This window comes from Enterococcus sp. DIV1059_2, from assembly GCF_051713685.1.
GTDB classification, from domain to species: Bacteria; Bacillota; Bacilli; order Lactobacillales; family Enterococcaceae; genus Enterococcus_D; species Enterococcus_D casseliflavus.
This window is the reverse complement of record NZ_JBIOQK010000001.1, coordinates 2,092,501-2,112,673: the sequence shown is the minus strand read 5'-3', so window position 1 is coordinate 2,112,673 and position 20,173 is coordinate 2,092,501. Positions and strand designations below refer to the sequence as shown.

Below are 20,173 nucleotides of genomic sequence, written 5' to 3'. Positions count from 1 at the left end.
GCAAAGGAGCAAATGAATGAGCAATACGAGAATCCCTTGGGACCAGTATTTTATGGCGCAAGCTGTTTTACTTTCTTTACGCAGTACGTGTTCCCGACTTGAAGTCGGCGCTACATTAGTCAAAGATCGCCGAATCATCGCTGGAGGCTACAATGGGTCCGTCAGTGGCGATGTACACTGCATCGACGATGGCTGTTATGTTGTCGATGACCATTGTATTCGGACGATTCATGCAGAAATGAATGCCTTATTGCAATGTGCAAAATTAGGGGTGTCAACAGACAATGCGGAAATCTATGTGACGCATTTCCCTTGCCTTCCCTGTACGAAAGCAATTTTGCAAGCAGGGGTCAAAACGATCCATTATTTGAATGACTATCGTAACAATCAGTATGCAATGGAATTGATTCAACAAGTAGGTGCTTCCGTCCACCAAGTTGAACTTGATCCGGTGTATTTTGAAAAACTTTCATTTGGTGTGCTGAATGATGCACAACCAACAAAAGAGAACTGATTCATTTTTATTTCTTAGTATTATTTTTGCTTGTTCGGTGACTGCTTACTATGTGCAGTCCATCTTACTGGGACTCATTGCACTTTATTATTTCGGGATGCTTGTCTTAAGACGACAAGCATTTTTGTGCATGATTTGTTTTGTCGGACTGTTGCTGTTAAGTGTCCGCGTCTGTCTTTCTCGGACTGGAAACATACAAGAAGGTGAGTATCAAGGGGTAGTCAATGTGTTGCCAGACACGATCAAAATCAATGGCGATCTGCTTACGTTTGAAGCAAAATCTTCCGCAGGTAAAGTGATTGGCCGTTACACGATTTCTTCAGAGACTGAAAAACAGCAATGGCAGGATCGATCCGATTGGGGAAGAAAGCTGCTGGTGAAAGGATTTTTTTCTCTTCCTGAAAAACCACGAAACCGCCACGGGTTTGACTATTCTGCCTATCTAGCCAGTCGATCAATTATTGGCACAGTCCATATCGAGCAAATGGTAGGAATGGAAGCAGCAGACTCAGGCTTTTCGCTTGCAAAAGTTCGAGCAGAGGTTATTTCTTCTGTGCAACGAATCTTTCCTGAACGCTCAGCAGCCTATATCAATGCGTTGCTCTTTGGTTTTAAAGACCATGACTTTCAAGAAGTACGTCAAATGTATCGTGCTAGTGGCTTATTGCATTTCTTTACGATCTCAGGAATGCATGTCGTCTTATTTTTCAAGTGGTTTCGCGGATGCTTCTGCCGATTGGGGTTTACGCAAAAAGAAATGCTGTTGCCAATGGGGGTCTTTTTCTTGGTCGTAATTGGGATTTGTGGCGGCGGCATTAGTGTCTGGCGTGCTGTCTTGGCATTGTCGGTTACTCAAGTGACCACTCTTTATCAACAACGGCTATCGGCAAGTGATCATTATGGGATCGTCTTAACGGCTCTTTTATTCGTTGATCCCAAAGTATTGCTTCAAACATCGGGGCAACTAAGTCTTTTGATGACCTTCCTGATAGTGATGCAGCGACCGATCAAATTGACGTGGTTTTGGCGCAGTCAGTTCCTCACGGTGCTGGCTGCCCCTGTCATTGTCTCGCTCTTTTATGAATTTCCATTATTTGGGGGCTTTTTGACGTTTGTCTTTTTACCGTTTTTTCAATTGGTTTTGCTGCCAGCCTGTTTCTTAATGTTCATTGCTGGGACGCTTTTCCCAACCATCAGTGGGCCGATTGACCTTTTTGAAGGGCTTTTATCACTTATGGAAGTTGTCGTGGGCGCTGTAGGAGACGTATCGATAACGGTGGGTGCCCTTCCTGCAGGATTGGCAGCTAGTTGTTGTTTGCTTGGCCTGCTCTGTTACCAAAAGAAACGGTGGCTGCTGGTGATCTGTTTTTCGCTTGTTGTACCAATCGTCTTTCAACAGAATCGAGTTTTACCCACCATTAGTTATGTCGACGTTGGTCAAGGCGATAGTATCGTTTTACAGGCAGAAAAAAATCGCGAAGTTTATGTGATCGATACTGGAGGTTCTCTGTCTTTTCCGAATGAAAACTGGCAAGAGCGCAAACGACAAGCTGCCGCTGAATCTACATTGATTCCTTTTTTGAAAGGGGAGGGAGTCAGGAAGATTACTGGTTTGTTTCTAACTCACGGGGACACGGACCATATGGGAGATGCGCTAGCATTGATGAAGGCGATCCCTGTTGAAACGTTATATCTTGTACCAGGAAGTGAACAAGATCAGCGCATCGCCAAGCTTTTAAACGAACTGCCTAAGCAGACAAGCGTTGTTTGGACGACGGTTGGCCAAGTGGTGGGTGATTTCCTTCAGTTGCAAGTATTGGCACCAGAATCAGGTGCAGGACAAAACGAAGATTCGATGGTGATTAAAACCAAGGTAAGGGATAAAACATTTTTGTTTACTGGCGATCTCGAACAAGCAGGGGAAAAAAAGTTGATTCATGATTATCCGAATTTAAAAGTTGATGTTTTGAAACTAGGGCATCATGGCAGTCGAACCTCGTCGGCACCTGAGTTTGTTGCGGCAATCGATCCCCAATTCGGGATCGTTTCAAGTGGACGGAACAATCGGTACGGGCATCCTCATGAAGAGGTGCTTGAAACGTTGGCAAATCAGACCGTTTTGCGAACCGATCAGCAGGGCATGATCCAATTTATTTGGTCTGAAAAACAACAATCATTTTTGATAAAAACGCTGCTAGACTATCCGATTGACTAATGGTAGGATAAGAATGAAAGCGAGGGGAACGATGGAATTACAAAAAGCGTTGCAAGCAATTCGAACCAAGGAGTTGCAATCGATTTATCTGGTCATCGGCAGTGAAATGTTTTTACAAGAGCAAGTTCGCACGGCCTTTTTGGAGCGTTTTTCCGTTGGGAAAGATGATCTGAATTTTGCTTCCTTTGACATGGAGAAAGATCCCCTTGATATGGTGATCCAAGAAGCCCAATCGTTGCCTTTTTTTGGCGATCAGCGATTACTGTTCGTTGAGCGGCCATTTTTCTTAACGGCTGAAAAAAAGAGCAATGCACCTGAGCATGACCTAGATGATTTTTTGAATTATATCAAAGACCCATTGGAATCATCGGTAATGGTGATTTTTGCAGATGTCGATAAATTAGATGAACGGAAAAAAATTACTAAGCAGTTGAAGAAAGCCGCAGTTGTGATTGATGTCGCACCTATGAAAGAAGCCGACGTGCGTCAGTATCTCCAACAGTCGTTGGCAAATGATGGCATCGAAATGAGCCGAGAGGCGTTTGATTTGTTTTTACGGTTAACGGATCTGCACCTATCAAAAGCGATGCAGGAGTTACAGAAACTACGGCTGTATGCAGGAAATGGCAATAAAATTACGAAAGAGATCGTCTTGCAGTTGATCCCTAAGACGTTGGAACACAATGTCTTTGAATTAACCAGCGATGTCTTAAAGGGGAACGTATCGGATGCGTTGCGCTTATATGACGATCTATTATTGCAAGGGGAAGAGACGATCAAGATCAATGCTATCTTGATCAGCCAAGTCCGTCTGCTGTTACAGGCGGCGATTTTGATGAAAATTGGCTACCAGCAAGCCAATATCGCAGAAACGTTGGGGATTCATCCGTACCGAGTGAAGTTAGCGATGCAGCAAGCTCGGGGGTTTGGAGAAAAGCAATTAGCGGCACTATATAGTGAATTGATCGAAAATGATTACTTAGTGAAAAGTGGTCAGATGGACAAAGAGTATTTGTTCCAGCTATTTGTTTTAAAACATGGCAAACAGTAAGTCAAAAAGAAAGGCGCAGCAATCGATGATTGCTGCGCCTTTCTTAATTTGCTTATTTTGCAATTTTTTTACTTAAACGAGATTTGTCGCGACTAGCTTTGTTCTTGTGGATCAATCCTTTAGTCTCAGCCATATCGATTGCTTTAACAGCATCTTTATATAACGCATCTACGTTATCAGCACCAGCTTCAACAGCTTGATCAAATTTTTTGATTGCTGTACGCATTGTGCTTACTTGAGATGAATTCTTAGCATTAGCCGCTTCGCTTGTGCGAACACGTTTGATTGCAGATTCAATGTTTGGCATGTATTTCACCTCCGAAAAAAAAGTTCAATTACGTTTAGAAAACGTATAAATCAACACTAGTCATTATACCTAATGCCAAGAGTGATTGCAATAAAAGTTGTAAAGAAATTTTACTTAACACAAAAATTTGTTTTTTGGCCGTGCTATTTTTTGCTTTATGGATTTTAAAAATGCTTCTTTACACATTTTTTACTGAATAGTTATAAAAAGTTTACACAGAAACAGCTTTCTATGCTATGATTACTTCGGAATTTTTAAATGGGGGAATCTATGTGAATATCGCTTTGTTTCTAACGATTGTGTTGTCATTAGGGGTGATTTTCGTCAACGGCTGGACGGATGCGCCGAATGCTATTGCAACCGCTGTCTCCACGAGAGTCTTACGCCCGAATATCGCCATTGGCATGGCAGTCGTCATGAATTTCTTAGGTGTGCTAGTGATGACGTATTTTAATGCGCAAGTTGCAGAAACCATCAGCAACATTGTGACTTTTGATTCAGGCGGGAGTTTTCGGGTCTCACAGATCGCATTAGCCGCTGCCTTGTTTTCAATTGTTGTTTGGACGGTCGCAGCTTGGTATTTTGGGATCCCAACTAGTGAATCTCACGCGTTGATCGCAGGACTGACTGGTGCAGCCATGGCCCTTGGTGGGTTACATGCAGTCAATGGCGAGGAGTGGCTGAAAGTTTTGATCGGTCTTGTCGTTTCTACGTTGATGGGCTTCATTGGCGGCTTTCTGATCACGAAACTGATCGTATGGCTCTTTCGCGATACCCAACGGCGAAAAGCCAACAAAATTTTTACAGTTGGTCAAGCCATTGCGGCTGGTGCCAATGCGTTCTTACATGGTGCACAAGATGGCCAAAAATTTATGGGTGTCTTCATGTTAGGGCTTTTCTACAACAATCTTGCTGAAAAGACCGGCAATGGCTTTTCGATCCCACTCTGGGTGATGGTTCTTTGTTCCTTGACCATGGGGATCGGTACTTCTGTCGGTGGGATGAAAATCATCAAATCAGTAGGGATGGATATGGTAAAACTGGAAAAATACCAGGGCTTTTCTGCAGATGTTACCGCTGCGATCTGTTTGTTCTTGTCTTCCGTATTTGGTATCCCAGTTTCAACGACCCATACAAAAACGACTGCCATCATGGGGGTAGGGGCTTCTCGACGTTTTTCTAGCGTTGATTGGCGCATCGTTAAAGAAATGATCTATGCTTGGATTTTAACGTTCCCTGGTTGCGGGTTGATTGCGTTTCTAATGGTGAAAATTTTATTGCTAATTTTGTGAGGAGAGAAAGTAATGGCACGAAAAAAAGGATTTGATTATTTTGCGGCAATGGAGCAGTTGGCAACAAATGGGCATCTAGCTGCGAAACGTTTTTCGCTGTTGATCAATGATTACTCTGAAACAGCGTTAAGTGAAGCGGCAGCTGAGATTCATGGATTAGAAAAGGAAGGCGATCAGGTGATCGCTGAGTTAACGAATGAGTTGTACGACTCATTTATCACACCGATCGATCGCGAAGACATCCTGGTCATCTCTGAGCGCTTAGATGATATTTTGGATGGCATTATGGGACTGACTTATTTATTTGAGAATTTGGTCATTACGAAGATCCGCCCTGAGACGAACTTATTTGCTGAAATGATCGTTCAAGCGACACAGGGGGTCGAAACAGCATTAAAAGAGTTTCCGAAGTTCAAAAATTCAAAAACATTGCGTCAAATGATCAACGATGTAAATACGATTGAATCAGAAGCAGATCTTTTGTATTCAAAAATGAAAAAAGCGTTGTTTACGGATGAAAAAGAAGTGCTGGAAATCATTAAATGGAAAGATATTTATGATCGCTTTGAATCGATTATCAACGACACCGAAAGTGCGGTTGATATTATCGATGGTATGGTGATCAAAAACACGTGAGGAACTAGAGAGCATTCAAACGAAAAAAAAGAGCAACTATTGCGGCAGTTACCTGCCCAAGAGTTGCTCTTTTTGCTTATAATTGGATCAGCCAATAGCCGATCAAAATGATTCCTAAAACGATGCGATACCATCCAAATACGGTAAAATCATTCCGTTTGATGTAGTTCATCAAGAAACGGATCGCGATGATCGAAACGATGAATGACACGATGGTTCCTGTCAATAAGATGACGGTTCCTTGGAAATCAAAGGCATTGCCATCTTTCAAAAACTTGAAGATTTTCAAGGCACTGGCACCAAACATGGTGGGAATACCTAAGAAAAATGAAAATTCAGCAGCAACATAACGAGAAGCGCCGATCATGATAGCACCTAAGATAGTAGCACCAGAACGAGAAGTTCCTGGGATCAATGCCAATACTTGGAACATTCCTACGATCAATGCCGCTTTGTAGGTGAACTTGTTCAAATCGGTACATTTTGGTGCTTTATTTTTGTTGCGTTTTTCTACCACGATAAAGCCGATCCCATAAACGATCAAGACGATCGAAACGGAGAAAAAGTTGTAGAAGTGCGCATCTAACCAATCATCTAACGGTAATCCGATAATAACCGATGGCAAGACCGCCACGACGACTTTAAACCATAACGTCCATGTATCTTTTTTCTCTAACTCATTTTTCTGCGGTGAAAAAGGGTTTAGTTTATGGAAATATAAGTAGACGACTGCTAAAATCGCACCCAGTTGTATGACAACATTGAACATCGTCATAAACTCGGGAGTTACATTCAATCCGATAAATTCGTTGGCTAGAATCAAGTGACCCGTGCTGCTGATTGGCAGCCATTCCGTGATCCCTTCAATGATCCCAAATAAAATCGCTTTTATGAAATTTGTAAAAAACATTGGTTCAGTCCTTTCTATGACAAAATACAACTCTTAGTATACCGTTTCCTGATTCGAATACCAATCTTTTTCCTAAAAAAAGGGGGCAGTTTTTAAAACAAAAACTGCTCCTTTCTTAAAGAAATTGATCAACTGCCAAAGGTTTCTCTTAGGATAAAAGTTCTTGAGAGAGTGCTAAGCCTTTTTTGATGTAATCGGTATTGCCCACTTCAGCAATCGTAAAGCTGCCATCTTCGTAGATCAGTCGAGTGACCGAGCCATTTTCAATATCCATGCGAACATTGTTCTCATCATTGATCAGATGCAAAAGAAAAGCGATCGTTAAGCCGTGAGACACAACTAGCGCATTGCCGCCGCCTTTTTTCTCAACGCGGTAGGCGATATCTTCAAACCCTGTTTTGACACGTTCGGTCAACACATCAAAGGTTTCCGCCCAATTGGCTGTATCTGCGTGATAGATCGCATTGGCGATCGCCTCAAACGAGACATGATTGGCAATCATATCATCGTAATCAGGAAAGTCAAGAATCCGTGGCAGAACGCCCCACATTTCTGCATCATAGGCACCTTCAAGTGAGCCAAAGCACCATTCACGAATCCGTTTGTCGATATGATAAGGGATCTCTGGTCCTCTGACATGTTCACCCAGTATCAGACGCATCGTTTCGATCGCGCGGCCGCTGTCACTGGATACTGCTTCCACAAAATCCACATCTCGTAACCCGAGTCCTAAATAATGGATGCCTTGTTCACCAGTACGAGTCAATGGGGTGTCGCACCAGCCTTGCACACGCTGCAATGTGTTGAACATGGTTTTCCCGTGACGCACGACATACAATTCCGTTTTTGCCATAAGTAGTAATTCCTCCTTTGGTTCGTCATTCGTTTATGCGTTAAAAAACGGATTGGTCCGTTTCTCAATCTCGATCGTTGTTGGTTCCCCGTGGCCAGGATAAACGGCCATCTGATTCGGTAAAACAAAAAGTTGCGTTTGGATGCTGGTCAGCAATTGCTCAAGGTTGCCAGTTGGTAGATCGGTCCGACCGATGCTGCCTTTAAATAAGGCGTCTCCAGAAACGACAAACTTGTCAAAAATAAAACTGACGCTGCCGATGGAATGACCTGGGGTTGCAACAACCTTAAAGGACATGCCAGCTATCTCGTACTCTTTCAATTCTAGCTCGAATTCTGCTGGACGTGCGGTGATGGTTCCTAATTCAGGATGACGACCAGAAAGGTTTTTCATAGGATCACTTAGCCATTCTTGCTCAAGTGGACTAACGTAAACGGGGATCTGATAATAATCCCGCAAATGGTCAACTGCGCCGATATGGTCATAATGAGTGTGGGTCAATAAAATCGCTGCTGGTTTTGCGCCTGTTTTTTCGATCTCAGCGATCAATCTCGCTGCTTCTGCTCCAGGATCAATAATCAACAAAAAATCTTCTTTCCAAATAAGGTAACAATTTTCTTGAACGGGTCCTGTCACTAAACCAATGATTTTCATGCTAAAACCTCCTAGGATCACAAATACTTGTGTCTGACTATAAGTATAGCTTAAAGTATAAGAGGAAACAAAGAAAGGTTTTTAGGAGTGAAAAATTAATGATAGAAACGATTAACACAGAAGACAATCGTCAGGCGATCTGTCAATGGCTCAATTATTCAACGAAAAAAACAGAGGCAGTGAGTGCCTTTTCCGATCAAGAGCAGCTTTCATTTGCATTTTTTGACAATCACGATCAACTTGGTGGGTTGATTGGGAAACGGACAGGTAATACGATTCATATTCAATTGTTTGCAGTTGATCCAAACCATCAGAATCAAGGGGTGGGGAAACAATTGATGGAAGCACTTTTCGATCACGGTAAAAAAGCGGGGTGTCGTTCCGTGACAGTTACCACCCAAGACTACCAAGCGCCACAGTTCTATCAAGCAGTCGGCTTCGAACAATTTGCTGTGCTTTCTGACACACCTGTACTTGGCATGGATAGGCTTTATTTCGTGAAGATGCTGTGACCACCCTATGGCAGGCAGGTGATAAGGCTAACCAATAGTTTGATGAGAGAAAAGCTCAGAATTATTGTGGGAATTCGAAAATTTTTCTAAGAAACCGCATTAGCAAAAAACTGCTGTTATACTAATTAAAATAAGAAAGCGCGTGTTTCGTTTGAAACTGGTCTAATTTTTTCCTGCAGCAGAAACATTCGTCGTGACTAAGTTCGGGGAAAGTAAGTGTTCAGGACCTTGTGTTCGTTTTGATTGGTATACATCAACTTTTTGTAAGAAGGTGTTTTTTATGAAAAAATCGCTCCAATTCTTTTTCACTGTATGCTTTGCTGTGCTTCTTTTAGCGAGCTGTGGTGAGGAAGAGCTATCCATCGATGATTCGAAAGAAGTTTCTGAAACCGTTACTTCCGCCTCAAAAGCGGTTGAAAATGGCGACCTTGATTTGATGTTGATCCAAGATGAGAGTGTCATCTTTCCGCAAAGCCAAGGGGTTTATGATTTCCATGAGAATGAGTTGACGATCGTTAAGCAGTATTTGCCGATGGCAGACTTAGAAGATAGTTCAGCCAGCTCTAGTGATGTTGCCTTGTATAAAGGACAAATCGAAAGTGATTTTCAGCGTCATTTTTCCCATTCAGAGGTACAGTTGTCCAACGATCCTTATCAAATTTATGAGATCACCTATCAAGATGCCTCATACATCGTCGAAGGAAAACGTTTGACGATCATGGCAGATGGGCGAACCTTTGAGTTCACCTTAGATCCCAATAATCAGAAGGCCTATGATCAAAATGGCGTTAGCTATGACATTCAGGTCGATCAATAAATTTTCTTAAAAAAATATTCCTGCTTTACTTGCTTAGGTGAGTAGAGTAGGTTTTTTTGGTAACCTTTCGTCAAACCCATTTTCTGGAAGTGGAAATGGCGTTGATTACCTGATGAGAATGCATTTTGCCGCAAGTGATTTTTTTAGAGATCAAACCTATTTGGATAGGATACTCTCCGCAGAGGATGAAAAGCTGTTTCTGTTCGCTTTTCCAAAAGTGATCAATCCGCTATAATGGCAAACAAGAAGGTGAACACGTGTATAAAGGAAAAGTTGCGGTTAGAAAAATCGTAGAATTTATTTTGCGCAGAGGCGATATTGATAGCCGCAAAGTCAGTAATCATACCGCACAAGAAGGCGCCCGTATCCATCGCCAACTACAAAAAGAGGCTGGGGATGCGTATCAAAAAGAAGTCTTTTTCAAACGAGAAAGCCAAATTGAGAAAGATTCGATCACTGTCGAAGGACGTGCCGATGGTCTCTTTTTTGATGCAGCTGTTAATTCTTGGGTGATCGATGAGATCAAAACTTCAGAACCAGCTTTCGAAGATATCCCTGAAGATCAAATCGATTTGTTTTTTGCCCAGGGAATGGTTTATGCTTATTTGTTTTTACTGCAAGAAAATGAACAAGCAGCGCTTAATGACAGTGAAAAACAAGAGAAACCAGAAGCAGAAGCTACTGCTGATGGAGAAAATGATCCGAGGAGACCCATCGATCGGATCGCCGTACAATTGACTTATTATCAAACCACTGAAAAGCTGACCACCCGTACGAGAAGAACATTTCAGTTCTCAGAATTAGCTGTTTTTTATGAAGAATTACTTCAGGAATATCATAAATGGTTAGTTTTTCAAGAGAATTGGCGCCGTGTCCGCAATACGTCTTTGCAGCTGCTGTCTTTTCCCTTTGAAACCTTTCGCAAAGGGCAGCGAGAGTTAGCAGCAGCGGCGTATAAAACACTAAAAAATGGCAAGCGACTTTTTGCGGAAGCGCCAACGGGAACTGGAAAAACCATGTCAACGCTGTTTCCCGCATTAAAAGTTCTCGGGGAAGAAGGGGCAGATCGGGTCTTTTATCTGACGGCGAAGACGATCACCAGACAAGTGGCTGAAGATGCGTTGAGCAAGTTAGCAGACAACGGTAGTGAAACCAAGAGTGTCACGATTACTGCCAAAGATAAAATTTGCTTTCTGGATGAACGAAACTGTACGCCAGAGCATTGTCCTTATGCACAAGGTTATTACAATCGAATCAACGAAGCATTGTGGGATCTGTTGCATCACGAAAACCAAATAACCCGAGAAGTGATCGAGACTTATGGAATGAAGCATACGGTTTGTCCCTTTGAGCTTTCACTGGATGTCAGTGTCTTTTGCGATGTCATTATTGGTGATTATAATTATTTGTTTGATCCAACCGTTTATTTACGGAGATTTTTTGAAGAGCCAGACGAAGAGTATTTCTTTTTAGTGGATGAAGCCCATAACTTAGTTAACCGTTCGAAAGAAATGTATTCTGCAACGATCTTACGACAGCCATTTAAGGAATTAAAGAAGAAGCTGCCGAAGGATCAACAGAAATTAAAACGCGCACTAAACAGAGTTGATAAAGAATTTGCGGCTTTAGCCCAATTAGCAAAAGAGGAAGGATGGTCATACCACCATCAAGCAGCTCCCCATGAAACAATGGTCAATCAGCTATACAAATTAGCTGAATTGATGAAGGAATGGTTGCCGGCAAATCCTGAGCATGAATTGCAAGAAGAAGTGCTGCAAGTGTATTTTGAAGCCAACCATTATTTGAAGATTAGTGAATTTTATGATGATCACTACGAAACGACGGTGGAGATCGACCGCTATGATATCAAACTACGGCAATTTTGCATCGAACCAGCGCCGTTTTTGGAATCCGTGTTAGATAAGGGCAAGGCCAGCCTGTTGTTTTCTGCGAGCTTTACCCCTTTGTCGTATTATCAAGAAGTATTAGGTGGCGGCGATGAAGCTTTGCGCTATCGCTTGCCAAGTCCTTTTGATCCGAAAAATCAGGGGATTTTTATTGCGGACTATATTCAAACGACGTATCGCCAACGTGAAGCCAGCATTCCTGCGATCGTTGATGCGATCCAGCAAATGACGGCAGCGAAAGCGGGAAACTATATGGTCTTTTTCCCATCTTATCGTTACTTGGATGAGGTGGCGGCAGCATTTTCTCAACAGGCGCCAGAGGTGGAGGTCTTGATTCAGGGGACTGCTATGAACGAAGCAGTGCGCGAGGCGTTTCTTGCGCAGTTTCAATCTTTTGACTCGCAACAATCATCCTTGCTGGATAAAAGTCAAGACGAACCAAAGAGTCAACCAAAAACATTGGTGGCATTTTGTGTCCTTGGAGGAATTTTTTCTGAAGGGATCGACCTAAAAGGCGATCGCTTGATCGGTGCAGCAGTGGTCGGAGTCGGACTGCCGCAAATCAATCACGAGCAAGAATTGATTCGGGAATATTACGATGAGAAAAAGGCAGCTGGCTTTGCGTATGCCTATCAGCTGCCAGGGATGAATAAAGTCCTGCAAGCAGCCGGTCGAGTGATTCGGGATGTCAGCGATCGTGGCGTGGTGTTATTGCTGGATCAGCGCTTTCGGACACCGCGTTACCAAGAACTTTTCCCGCTGCATTGGCAGCATGCCTTGCAGATTCGTCGGCCGCAAGAGTTATCAAAGGCATTGACTCATTTTTGGCAAGAAAAAAACTAGAAGCAGAGCTTTCAAGAGCGGTTGCGCAAAATCAGTAGATAAAGCTGATTTTGCCTAACCATCACGTTAGACTCTGTTCTAGTTTTTTTGATTAGCGATAATTTGTAAATTGTAAATCGATCGTCAGGGGCAGTTTACGCAACAATTGGATCACCTCTTGCAGATCGTCACGACTTTTGCCTGTTACCCGAATTTGATTGTCTTGAATTTGGGTTTTAACTTTTAGCTTGGCGTTTTTGATCGCTGTCGTTATTTTTTTGGCGTTTTCTTTATCGATGCCATTGATCAATTCTGCCGTTTGACGAGCTTTTGCCCCCAAGGCATGCTCCGTTTCGCCAAATTGAATATTTTTCGTTGGTACATTCCGTTTGATCAGCTTCGCAAAGAGCACATCTTTGATTTGCTCCAACTTAAATTCGTCATCTCCAACGATCGTCAGTTTGCCCTCAGTCATCTTGATTTCTACCGTGGAGCCTTTAAAATCAAATCGGTTTTTCAATTCTTTTTCCGCCTGTTGAATGGCGTTTTTCACTTCTTCTGTGTTGATCTCAGATACGACATCAAAACTTGCTTCTTTTGCCAAAATCAATCACTCCTCTCATCTCTTACCTATGATTTTAACATGGAGGCGAACGATGCGGGAATGAAAAGTAAATTTTTGCAAATAATTGTTTCATTTTTTCACACAAACTGCTATTCTTTGGAAGGAGATTTTTAGTGAAGGAGCTAGATCATTGTGAGTAAGTTATTAACGAAGCACGAACAATCAGAACGATTGAAAAAAATAGGGGTTATTTTGCTGTCAGGTATTACTGCAGCCATTGCTTTAAATTTCTTTTTGATTCCCGCAAACGTTCTTTCTGCTGGGATGAACGGGGTCGCCCAATTGATCGTGGCACTTGCCTTGGAACATTTTGGCGTTCACCTTAGTACAGGGCTGTTTATTTTCCTCTTAAACTTGCCTATCTTTGTTCTCGGGTTCATCAAACTCGGGAAATCATCGACACTATTGAGCTTTATCAATGTCGTTGTCGTTTCCGTCTTAACGATGATCCTTCCGCAAGGAGCGATCACTGACAATATTTTGGTTAACGCTTTGCTAGGTGGCGTACTGTTAGGCGTCGGCGTTGCGTTTTCACTGAAAATGGGTTTTACCACCGGCGGAATGGATATTCTTTCGTTGATATTATCAAAAACGACTGGAAAAACAGTTGGTAAATATATGTTTATTTTAAACGGCATCATTGTCATGGTCTCAGGTTTCGTCTTTTCTTGGGAAAGTGCCTTGTACACGATTATTTCGATTTTCGCAATGAGCTACGTTGTGGACATGCTGCACACAAGTCATCAAAAGGTAACGGCAATGATTATTACGACCAATGCGGAAGCTGTTGGGAAAAATATTTCTAAGCATGTGTTTCGCGGCATGACTTTGTTCCCCTCAGTCGGAGGGTATTCAGGCGTACCTGGCAATATGATCATGATGGTCGTGACGCGCTACGAGATCTACGATTTAGAACAAGCCGTTTTAGAAGCTGACGGCAATGCGTTTATTAATTTTGTGCCGACCCAATCGATTACAGGCCGTTTTGCGACAGATGATGAACAACGGACCTTTAAAACGACAGGGGTCTTCCCAGAACTGAAAATACACAAGAAAAGCCGGCCATAATCAAGGATCGTCCATTTACAAATCTTGCAAAAGAAGGTATTATTTGAAACAAGAATTAAAGGAGGTCTTCAACCGTGGCATATACTGAAGTAGAAGCAGAAGCAATCAAAGAGCGTGTCTTGGCTGCCTTGGAAACCGTGATTGACCCTGAGTTGGGGATTGATATAGTGAATCTAGGCTTAGTTTATGAAGTCGAATTTGATGCAGAAACAGGCAATACCGTAATCAAAATGACCTTAACAACAATGGGCTGTCCCTTAGCCGACGTATTGACTGAATCGATACACGAAGCACTAAGCGATATTCCAGAAGTCAAAAATCCAGAGGTGAAATTAGTCTGGTATCCCGCTTGGACGACCGATAAAATGAGTCGTTACGCACGGATTGCTTTGGGGATTCGTTAAGGATTTTCAATCATAGAAAGTTGTTTCATATTTGTTAACTAGATGGAACAAGCTGTTTTCTTAGGTGTCGGACAGTTGGCAAAATGAGGATATAAACACAGAACTCTTTTATTAACTTTGAAAAAGTTGGTAGAAGAGTTTTTTTATAGAATACTTTCTTAAATAAACAGTTACTTGGTGAAAAAGTTATGCTTTTTTACTAAAAGCATTAAAGAAAATCATATATTTTTAAACCTGAAAGCTCAACGTATTTTCCATTCATATGACAACTCAAAGTGAGTTAGTATTTAACTTTTCCGAAATAGTAATACTTTCTATAAACCTTCGATCATTTTGACAAAAAAAGAGCACAGAATAAATTCTTATTCATCCACATTGATAACCTTAAGGTGCATCCCAGAAAACATGTCTAAAGAAAAGTTACTGAATTTAGTCAGAGACTTTGGGATACGATGAATTTTCCTTAAGGAGTCAATGTAGAATGAAGAAGGATGATTCTAGGAATGTTTTTTCAAAGGTCATGTGATTTCATCCTATCAACTGACTCTTGGTTAACAAATATACAAATGTGTTCTATGCAACCATACATATAGGAAAACGATAGCCAAACTACAGTTTCGGTCAATCATTTAGCGAGTTACATATTTTTATTAGAGATTCGAGATTAATTAATTGAATTAATGTATAATTATAGTTAAGTTGTAAAAATGATTTGGTTGATTCCCTTGATCATAAAAACAAAAAAGGAGTGTGTTTTGTGGATTTTCTATTTACTTTATTTGCTTTTATTTTCGTCGCAGTTATCTTATATCATATTGTCGAATTCTTAAAGGATCAATCTACGCCAGAAGTGGCAGTACTTGCCACGCTAGTAGACAAACGAATGACTAGTAGCACGAATATTGCTGCAAACGGCTTTACGAATCAATCCATTACCTATTATCTTTTATTTGAAATCGCAAGTGGCGAAAGATTAGAATTTAAAGTAGGGTATGGAAAATACAAATTATACGTCATCGGAGATACTGGAGTGTTGAGGTATCAAAGAAAAAGGTTTAATTCACTTGATAGGTAAAAAATTTGTATGTATATAGTATGTGTTTATTCGTTTTCAATTTCAAAAAAAGTTGAACAGTCAATTAAAAAACTCCTATTCAAGTGTCTTATCAATTGAAATGATTTGAATTGTACGCTTTCGATGGAAAACGCCAGTATCATCGAGTAACACTTGAGAATTTCTACTTATGAGGTCGCATAAATAAAACCAAAACCGAAGGAAATTTCCTGCGAGGAATGGCTTAATTTAGTTCACCCATTCGATTTATTGGTGGAAGTGATGAGCTACGGATCGTTTTTAAATACTCATAAATAGAATAGATTGCTTCACCAAAATCTCGTGACTCATTGTTACGAGGTTTTTTGTTTTTTACGTGACTTCAGAAATAATTGCAAAAAGGAAAAATCGTTCTTGGTTTTTCACAAACATTTTCTCTTTCAAGTGACAAAGTCGTTGCCGTTTTGGGTTAGGAACGATTGGGTTGCTGACGATCCAATGGTTAAAAATTGCGGGTGTGAAAACGATTATTGGCATTGATATTCAATCAGAGAAACTGAAACAAGCATTAGATTTAGGTGTCACCGATACGATCGATCCTAGTGTTCAAGACCTTGAAAAAGAGATTTCTCGGATAACGGATGGTTTAGGCGTAGATATTGCAATGGAATGTGCAGGTACTAAAATAACCGAAGAACAATGTCTCTTAGTGACAAAAAAAGACGGGAAAATTGGATTTCAAGGGATCACTTATTCTGATGTTTTGATTAAGCAACGGGCATTTGAAAAAACTTTCGCAGTGAATTAACCATTAAGGGTTTTTGGAATAGCTATTCTGCGCCTTTCCCAGGCAAAGAATGGTTTGATTCACTCACCTTTTTAGAAAGCGGACGCTTAAGTGCCAGTCATATGATTTCCCATCGCTTTCCGTTAGAATATCTTCAAAGAGCATTTGATTTAGCGGTAAATAGAAGTGAAAGCTTTAATAAAATCATGATCATGCTCTAAAAACTAAACATTTGATTACAGCACAAACAGATTGTTTTCAAAAACCATTTTTATTCAGCAAGCTTTAACAAGCTGCTATGGATATGGTTTTTTGATTTGCTACAGTGATTAAATAGGTTGCTCCTTCTAAAACCTGTCCCAATCAAAGACACCGTTGCATTTTCAGAAATGAAACGGTAAACTAGTTGAAAAGATTGGAGGAATGAATCAATGATAGCTACGAATTTTGGGAAATTTACATACGAAAATCCGTTTATGAACGCCTCAGGAGTACATTGTATGACGATCGAGGAATTAGATGAATTAGCGGTATCAGCAGCTGGATCATTTGTCACAAAGAGTGCAACGCTAGAAGCACGTGCCGGAAATCCAGAACCACGTTATACCGATTTACCCTTAGGAAGCATCAATTCGATGGGATTACCAAATCTAGGGGTGGACTACTACTTAGATTATGCCATCAAAAAACAGCAGGAAATGACTCAGCAAGCGCCTTTCTTTTTCTCTGTCGCTGGTATGAGTGTGGCTGAAAACATTGAGTTATTGAAGAAGATCCAAGAAAGTGATTTTGAAGGAATCACTGAGTTGAATCTTTCTTGTCCAAACGTGCCAGGAAAACCACAAGTTGCCTATGATTTTCCTTTGACCGATCAAATTCTTGAAACAGTCTTTGGTTTTTTCACAAAACCTTTAGGTGTCAAATTGCCGCCATACTTTGATTTGGCTCACTTTGATGAGATGGCTAAGATATTAAACAAGTATCCGTTAACCTACATCAATTCAATCAATAGTATTGGGAATGCTTTATTCATCGATCCTACTACTGACTCGGTAGTTATCAAACCAAAAGATGGTTTTGGTGGTCTCGGAGGCGAATATGTGAAACCAACGGCATTAGCCAATGTGCGGGCTTTCTATACACGTCTCAACCCAGAAATCAAAATTATTGGTACTGGTGGGATTCGTAATGGTCAAGATGCGTATGAGCATTTGTTGTGTGGTGCCTCTATGTTGCAGATCGGCACAGAGTTGCAAAAAGAAGGGCCGGCGATCTTTGAACGATTGACGAAAGAATTAGAAACGATCATGAAAGAAAAAGGATATCAATCAATCAGTGAATTTCAAGGCAAACTAAAAACGATTGATTAAAACGACTTTCTATCATTCTCTGTTTCTTTTTATAGAAGAAAGTCTTAGAAGAAAGGTGGGGTTAAATGGAGAAATTTCGTAAAACAACTGAGGGCGATTTAACGGAGTTAATGGCGCTGATTGAGGAAGGAATTGCTTTTTTAAAAGCTCAAGGATCACCACAATGGCAAAATGGCTATGGCCCAAAAGAAACTCAAATCAAAGAAGATATTGCAAAAGGTGAAAGCTATGTGTTAGTGAAAGATGGGAAAATCGCAGCGTCTGCGGCACTGGTTTCTGGTGATGATCCTGTCTACAACGCAATTACCGGCGCAGGGTGGGATGGAAACGGTCCGTATCTATCCATTCATCGCGTCGTTGTCAGTTCTCATTTTAAAGGGCAAAAGTTAAGTGCCAAATTGCTGCAAGCTCTTGAAGTGGTTGCATTAGAGCAAGGAATCGTTGATTTGCGTATCGATACGTATAAAGCCAATATTGGGATGCAAAAGAATATCCAAGCAGCTGGCTATCAATATAAAGGAGAGGTAACATTTCCTTTTCCGAATGGAGAGCGATTGGCGTTTCAAAAACGTTTGATCACAAACTAAACATTCTTTTTCCATTCTTGTCACTTGGCTGAAAGAATGGAAAAGGTGTGTCAAAGTGAATTTTTGGTATGAAAATGTGGATAATGGTTGTCAGAATCCTTTCGGCTTGCTAAGATAAGCACGTAAAGGACGGTGCCAAATGAAGAAAAGAATCAAAAAGAAAAAAGCTTATAAAAAATACATCCATGATATTTTTGCAGGTTATGAAGAAATGCTTGAAAATCCAGCGATCGATGAGAAGAAGTTCTCTTATTTGAAAGAAGAAACAACCTTAAAACGAGACGATCAAAATCAAATCCGTTTCCGTACGATCGATATTGATTAAACTACCTTTTGGGTAGTTTTTTTCTTTGTTTTTGTTAATTGGAAAAATTTCAGAAAAAAAGCTTGCTCTTTCATTCATAGAATGATAAAGTATTCAACGTTGGCAATTGAGCCAGCGGGTCAAAACAACAGTTGAAAAATCTTCAAAAAAGACTTGACCAAAAATGAAACAGATGATATTATAACGAAGTCGCAATAATAAAACAGTTAATCAATGTTGATACATCAACAAAATTAATTGAAAAAAGTTGTTGACAAATAACAAATCATTTGTTATTCTAATTAAGTCGCTGAGACAGCCGCTACGAAGTTGAAAAACAACGAGCGAAAAAAACTTTTAAAAAAAGAGTTGACAATTAAATGTCACTCTGATATGATATAAAAGTTGCTAACACAGCACGGTAGACCTTTGAAAACTGAACAAAGCAAGCAAACGAACCAATGTGTAGGACGTTTCAATTTATTGAAACAAATACATGCAAGCAATAGCTAGCAAAGTTAATTTTTATGAGCTTAATGACCGTATGGTCATTCAAACAAATCATTATGAGAGTTTGATCCTGGCTCAGGACGAACGCTGGCGGCGTGCCTAATACATGCAAGTCGAACGCTTTTTCTTTCATCGGAGCTTGCTCCACCGAAAGAAAAAGAGTGGCGAACGGGTGAGTAACACGTGGGTAACCTGCCCATCAGAAGGGGATAACACTTGGAAACAGGTGCTAATACCGTATAACACTATTTTCCGCATGGAAGAAAGTTGAAAGGCGCTTTTGCGTCACTGATGGATGGACCCGCGGTGCATTAGCTAGTTGGTGAGGTAACGGCTCACCAAGGCAACGATGCATAGCCGACCTGAGAGGGTGATCGGCCACACTGGGACTGAGACACGGCCCAGACTCCTACGGGAGGCAGCAGTAGGGAATCTTCGGCAATGGACGAAAGTCTGACCGAGCAACGCCGCGTGAGTGAAGAAGGTTTTCGGATCGTAAAACTCTGTTGTTAGAGAAGAACAAGGATGAGAGTAAAATGTTCATCCCTTGACGGTATCTAACCAGAAAGCCACGGCTAACTACGTGCCAGCAGCCGCGGTAATACGTAGGTGGCAAGCGTTGTCCGGATTTATTGGGCGTAAAGCGAGCGCAGGCGGTTTCTTAAGTCTGATGTGAAAGCCCCCGGCTCAACCGGGGAGGGTCATTGGAAACTGGGAGACTTGAGTGCAGAAGAGGAGAGTGGAATTCCATGTGTAGCGGTGAAATGCGTAGATATATGGAGGAACACCAGTGGCGAAGGCGGCTCTCTGGTCTGTAACTGACGCTGAGGCTCGAAAGCGTGGGGAGCGAACAGGATTAGATACCCTGGTAGTCCACGCCGTAAACGATGAGTGCTAAGTGTTGGAGGGTTTCCGCCCTTCAGTGCTGCAGCAAACGCATTAAGCACTCCGCCTGGGGAGTACGACCGCAAGGT

Annotated in this window: 19 protein-coding genes, 1 rRNA gene and 1 pseudogene (1 of these 21 cut by a window edge); 16 read left to right on the top strand and 5 right to left on the bottom strand. The window is 41.3% G+C overall.

Annotation, left to right across the window (positions count from 1 at the left end):
• Positions 1–16 precede the first annotated feature (16 nt).
• The 3 genes from IGI72_RS09845 to holA are packed head-to-tail and all read left to right on the top strand — an operon-like array spanning position 17 to position 3,780.
• Positions 17–514 (top strand): ComE operon protein 2, encoded by a 498-nt coding sequence (locus IGI72_RS09845; RefSeq protein WP_005230159.1) that lies wholly within the window; start codon positions 17–19, stop codon positions 512–514.
• Entirely contained in the window at positions 486–2,729 is a 2,244-nt protein-coding gene (locus IGI72_RS09840) for a DNA internalization-related competence protein ComEC/Rec2 (protein ID WP_438753983.1), read from the top strand. Before IGI72_RS09845 ends, IGI72_RS09840 begins: the two co-directional genes overlap by 29 nt.
• A gap of 31 nt (positions 2,730–2,760) precedes the next feature.
• On the top strand, positions 2,761–3,780 hold the full coding sequence (holA, locus tag IGI72_RS09835; RefSeq protein WP_034869424.1) for a DNA polymerase III subunit delta: 1,020 nt from the start codon (positions 2,761–2,763) through the stop codon (positions 3,778–3,780).
• Between the two features lie 52 nt (positions 3,781–3,832).
• Here the strand turns inward: holA and rpsT are convergent, their stop codons facing one another.
• On the bottom strand, positions 3,833–4,087 hold the full coding sequence (rpsT, locus tag IGI72_RS09830; protein WP_005230162.1) for a 30S ribosomal protein S20: 255 nt from the start codon (positions 4,085–4,087) through the stop codon (positions 3,833–3,835).
• Positions 4,088–4,323: 236 nt separating this feature from the next.
• Between rpsT and IGI72_RS09825 the strand changes: the two genes are divergently transcribed.
• Together IGI72_RS09825 and IGI72_RS09820 are read left to right on the top strand one after the other, a co-directional pair.
• Positions 4,324–5,379, top strand: a complete 1,056-nt coding sequence (locus tag IGI72_RS09825; RefSeq protein ID WP_005230169.1) for an inorganic phosphate transporter — start codon at positions 4,324–4,326, stop codon at positions 5,377–5,379.
• A gap of 12 nt (positions 5,380–5,391) precedes the next feature.
• Positions 5,392–6,015 carry a DUF47 domain-containing protein gene (locus tag IGI72_RS09820; RefSeq protein WP_005230171.1) on the top strand — a complete coding sequence of 208 codons (624 nt, stop codon included), beginning with the start codon at positions 5,392–5,394 and terminating at the stop codon, positions 6,013–6,015.
• Positions 6,016–6,091: 76 nt separating this feature from the next.
• Here the strand turns inward: IGI72_RS09820 and IGI72_RS09815 are convergent, their stop codons facing one another.
• The 3 genes from IGI72_RS09815 to IGI72_RS09805 all read right to left on the bottom strand — a co-directional run bounded on the left by IGI72_RS09815 (position 6,092) and on the right by IGI72_RS09805 (position 8,432).
• Entirely contained in the window at positions 6,092–6,925 is an 834-nt protein-coding gene (locus IGI72_RS09815; protein WP_015509843.1) for an undecaprenyl-diphosphate phosphatase, read from the bottom strand.
• 148 nt (positions 6,926–7,073) lie between these two features.
• Entirely contained in the window at positions 7,074–7,778 is a 705-nt protein-coding gene (locus IGI72_RS09810) for a histidine phosphatase family protein (RefSeq protein WP_005230175.1), read from the bottom strand.
• Positions 7,779–7,811: 33 nt separating this feature from the next.
• Positions 7,812–8,432, bottom strand: coding sequence for an MBL fold metallo-hydrolase (locus IGI72_RS09805; RefSeq protein ID WP_005230178.1), 621 nt, complete (start codon positions 8,430–8,432; stop codon positions 7,812–7,814).
• A gap of 98 nt (positions 8,433–8,530) precedes the next feature.
• Here IGI72_RS09805 and IGI72_RS09800 point away from each other — a divergent pair, with 98 nt between their 5' ends.
• From IGI72_RS09800 to IGI72_RS09790, 3 genes are all read left to right on the top strand, one after another.
• Complete coding sequence (locus IGI72_RS09800; protein WP_438753980.1) at positions 8,531–8,944, top strand: GNAT family N-acetyltransferase; 414 nt, start codon at positions 8,531–8,533, stop codon at positions 8,942–8,944.
• A 280-nt stretch (positions 8,945–9,224) separates the two neighbouring features.
• The gene (locus IGI72_RS09795; protein WP_016611127.1) at positions 9,225–9,761 is read left to right on the top strand and encodes a hypothetical protein; all 537 of its coding nucleotides are present in this window, start codon (positions 9,225–9,227) and stop codon (positions 9,759–9,761) included.
• 257 nt (positions 9,762–10,018) lie between these two features.
• Positions 10,019–12,511 carry an ATP-dependent DNA helicase gene (locus IGI72_RS09790; RefSeq protein WP_438753978.1) on the top strand — a complete coding sequence of 831 codons (2,493 nt, stop codon included), beginning with the start codon at positions 10,019–10,021 and terminating at the stop codon, positions 12,509–12,511.
• Between the two features lie 91 nt (positions 12,512–12,602).
• Here IGI72_RS09790 and IGI72_RS09785 read toward each other — a convergent pair whose 3' ends face one another.
• Complete coding sequence (locus IGI72_RS09785) at positions 12,603–13,094, bottom strand: YajQ family cyclic di-GMP-binding protein (RefSeq protein ID WP_005230187.1); 492 nt, start codon at positions 13,092–13,094, stop codon at positions 12,603–12,605.
• 153 nt (positions 13,095–13,247) lie between these two features.
• Here IGI72_RS09785 and IGI72_RS09780 point away from each other — a divergent pair, with 153 nt between their 5' ends.
• The 8 genes and pseudogenes from IGI72_RS09780 to IGI72_RS09745 all read left to right on the top strand — a co-directional run.
• On the top strand, positions 13,248–14,183 hold the full coding sequence (locus tag IGI72_RS09780; protein WP_005230189.1) for a YitT family protein: 936 nt from the start codon (positions 13,248–13,250) through the stop codon (positions 14,181–14,183).
• Between the two features lie 74 nt (positions 14,184–14,257).
• The gene (locus tag IGI72_RS09775; RefSeq protein ID WP_005231940.1) at positions 14,258–14,587 is read left to right on the top strand and encodes a metal-sulfur cluster assembly factor; all 330 of its coding nucleotides are present in this window, start codon (positions 14,258–14,260) and stop codon (positions 14,585–14,587) included.
• A gap of 757 nt (positions 14,588–15,344) precedes the next feature.
• Positions 15,345–15,662: a DUF2500 domain-containing protein gene (locus IGI72_RS09770; protein ID WP_015509816.1), complete on the top strand. Its 318-nt coding sequence runs from the start codon at positions 15,345–15,347 to the stop codon at positions 15,660–15,662.
• 442 nt (positions 15,663–16,104) lie between these two features.
• Positions 16,105–16,649: pseudogene (locus IGI72_RS09765) on the top strand (zinc-binding dehydrogenase); the annotation flags it as partial.
• A gap of 210 nt (positions 16,650–16,859) precedes the next feature.
• Positions 16,860–17,798, top strand: coding sequence for a dihydroorotate oxidase (locus tag IGI72_RS09760; protein WP_284591689.1), 939 nt, complete (start codon positions 16,860–16,862; stop codon positions 17,796–17,798).
• A 65-nt stretch (positions 17,799–17,863) separates the two neighbouring features.
• Positions 17,864–18,385: a GNAT family N-acetyltransferase gene (locus tag IGI72_RS09755; RefSeq protein WP_005230207.1), complete on the top strand. Its 522-nt coding sequence runs from the start codon at positions 17,864–17,866 to the stop codon at positions 18,383–18,385.
• Positions 18,386–18,524: 139 nt separating this feature from the next.
• Positions 18,525–18,710, top strand: a complete 186-nt coding sequence (locus tag IGI72_RS09750; protein WP_005230211.1) for a hypothetical protein — start codon at positions 18,525–18,527, stop codon at positions 18,708–18,710.
• 541 nt (positions 18,711–19,251) lie between these two features.
• Positions 19,252–20,173: ribosomal RNA gene (locus IGI72_RS09745) — 16S ribosomal RNA — on the top strand; it runs 638 nt beyond the window's last position.

Coding starts and splice junctions, on each gene's coding strand:
- holA (WP_034869424.1), top strand. CDS start 2,761: ATGGAATTACAAAAAGCGTTGCAAGCAATTCGAACCAAGGAGTTGCAA.
- IGI72_RS09805 (WP_005230178.1), bottom strand. CDS start 8,432: ATGAAAATCATTGGTTTAGTGACAGGACCCGTTCAAGAAAATTGTTAC.
- IGI72_RS09825 (WP_005230169.1), top strand. CDS start 4,324: ATGATTACTTCGGAATTTTTAAATGGGGGAATCTATGTGAATATCGCT.
- IGI72_RS09815 (WP_015509843.1), bottom strand. CDS start 6,925: ATGTTTTTTACAAATTTCATAAAAGCGATTTTATTTGGGATCATTGAA.
- IGI72_RS09810 (WP_005230175.1), bottom strand. CDS start 7,778: ATGGCAAAAACGGAATTGTATGTCGTGCGTCACGGGAAAACCATGTTC.
- IGI72_RS09755 (WP_005230207.1), top strand. CDS start 17,864: ATGGAGAAATTTCGTAAAACAACTGAGGGCGATTTAACGGAGTTAATG.
- rpsT (WP_005230162.1), bottom strand. CDS start 4,087: ATGCCAAACATTGAATCTGCAATCAAACGTGTTCGCACAAGCGAAGCG.
- IGI72_RS09760 (WP_284591689.1), top strand. CDS start 16,860: ATGATAGCTACGAATTTTGGGAAATTTACATACGAAAATCCGTTTATG.
- IGI72_RS09795 (WP_016611127.1), top strand. CDS start 9,225: ATGAAAAAATCGCTCCAATTCTTTTTCACTGTATGCTTTGCTGTGCTT.
- IGI72_RS09820 (WP_005230171.1), top strand. CDS start 5,392: ATGGCACGAAAAAAAGGATTTGATTATTTTGCGGCAATGGAGCAGTTG.
- IGI72_RS09800 (WP_438753980.1), top strand. CDS start 8,531: ATGATAGAAACGATTAACACAGAAGACAATCGTCAGGCGATCTGTCAA.
- IGI72_RS09750 (WP_005230211.1), top strand. CDS start 18,525: ATGAAGAAAAGAATCAAAAAGAAAAAAGCTTATAAAAAATACATCCAT.
- IGI72_RS09840 (WP_438753983.1), top strand. CDS start 486: ATGATGCACAACCAACAAAAGAGAACTGATTCATTTTTATTTCTTAGT.
- IGI72_RS09845 (WP_005230159.1), top strand. CDS start 17: ATGAGCAATACGAGAATCCCTTGGGACCAGTATTTTATGGCGCAAGCT.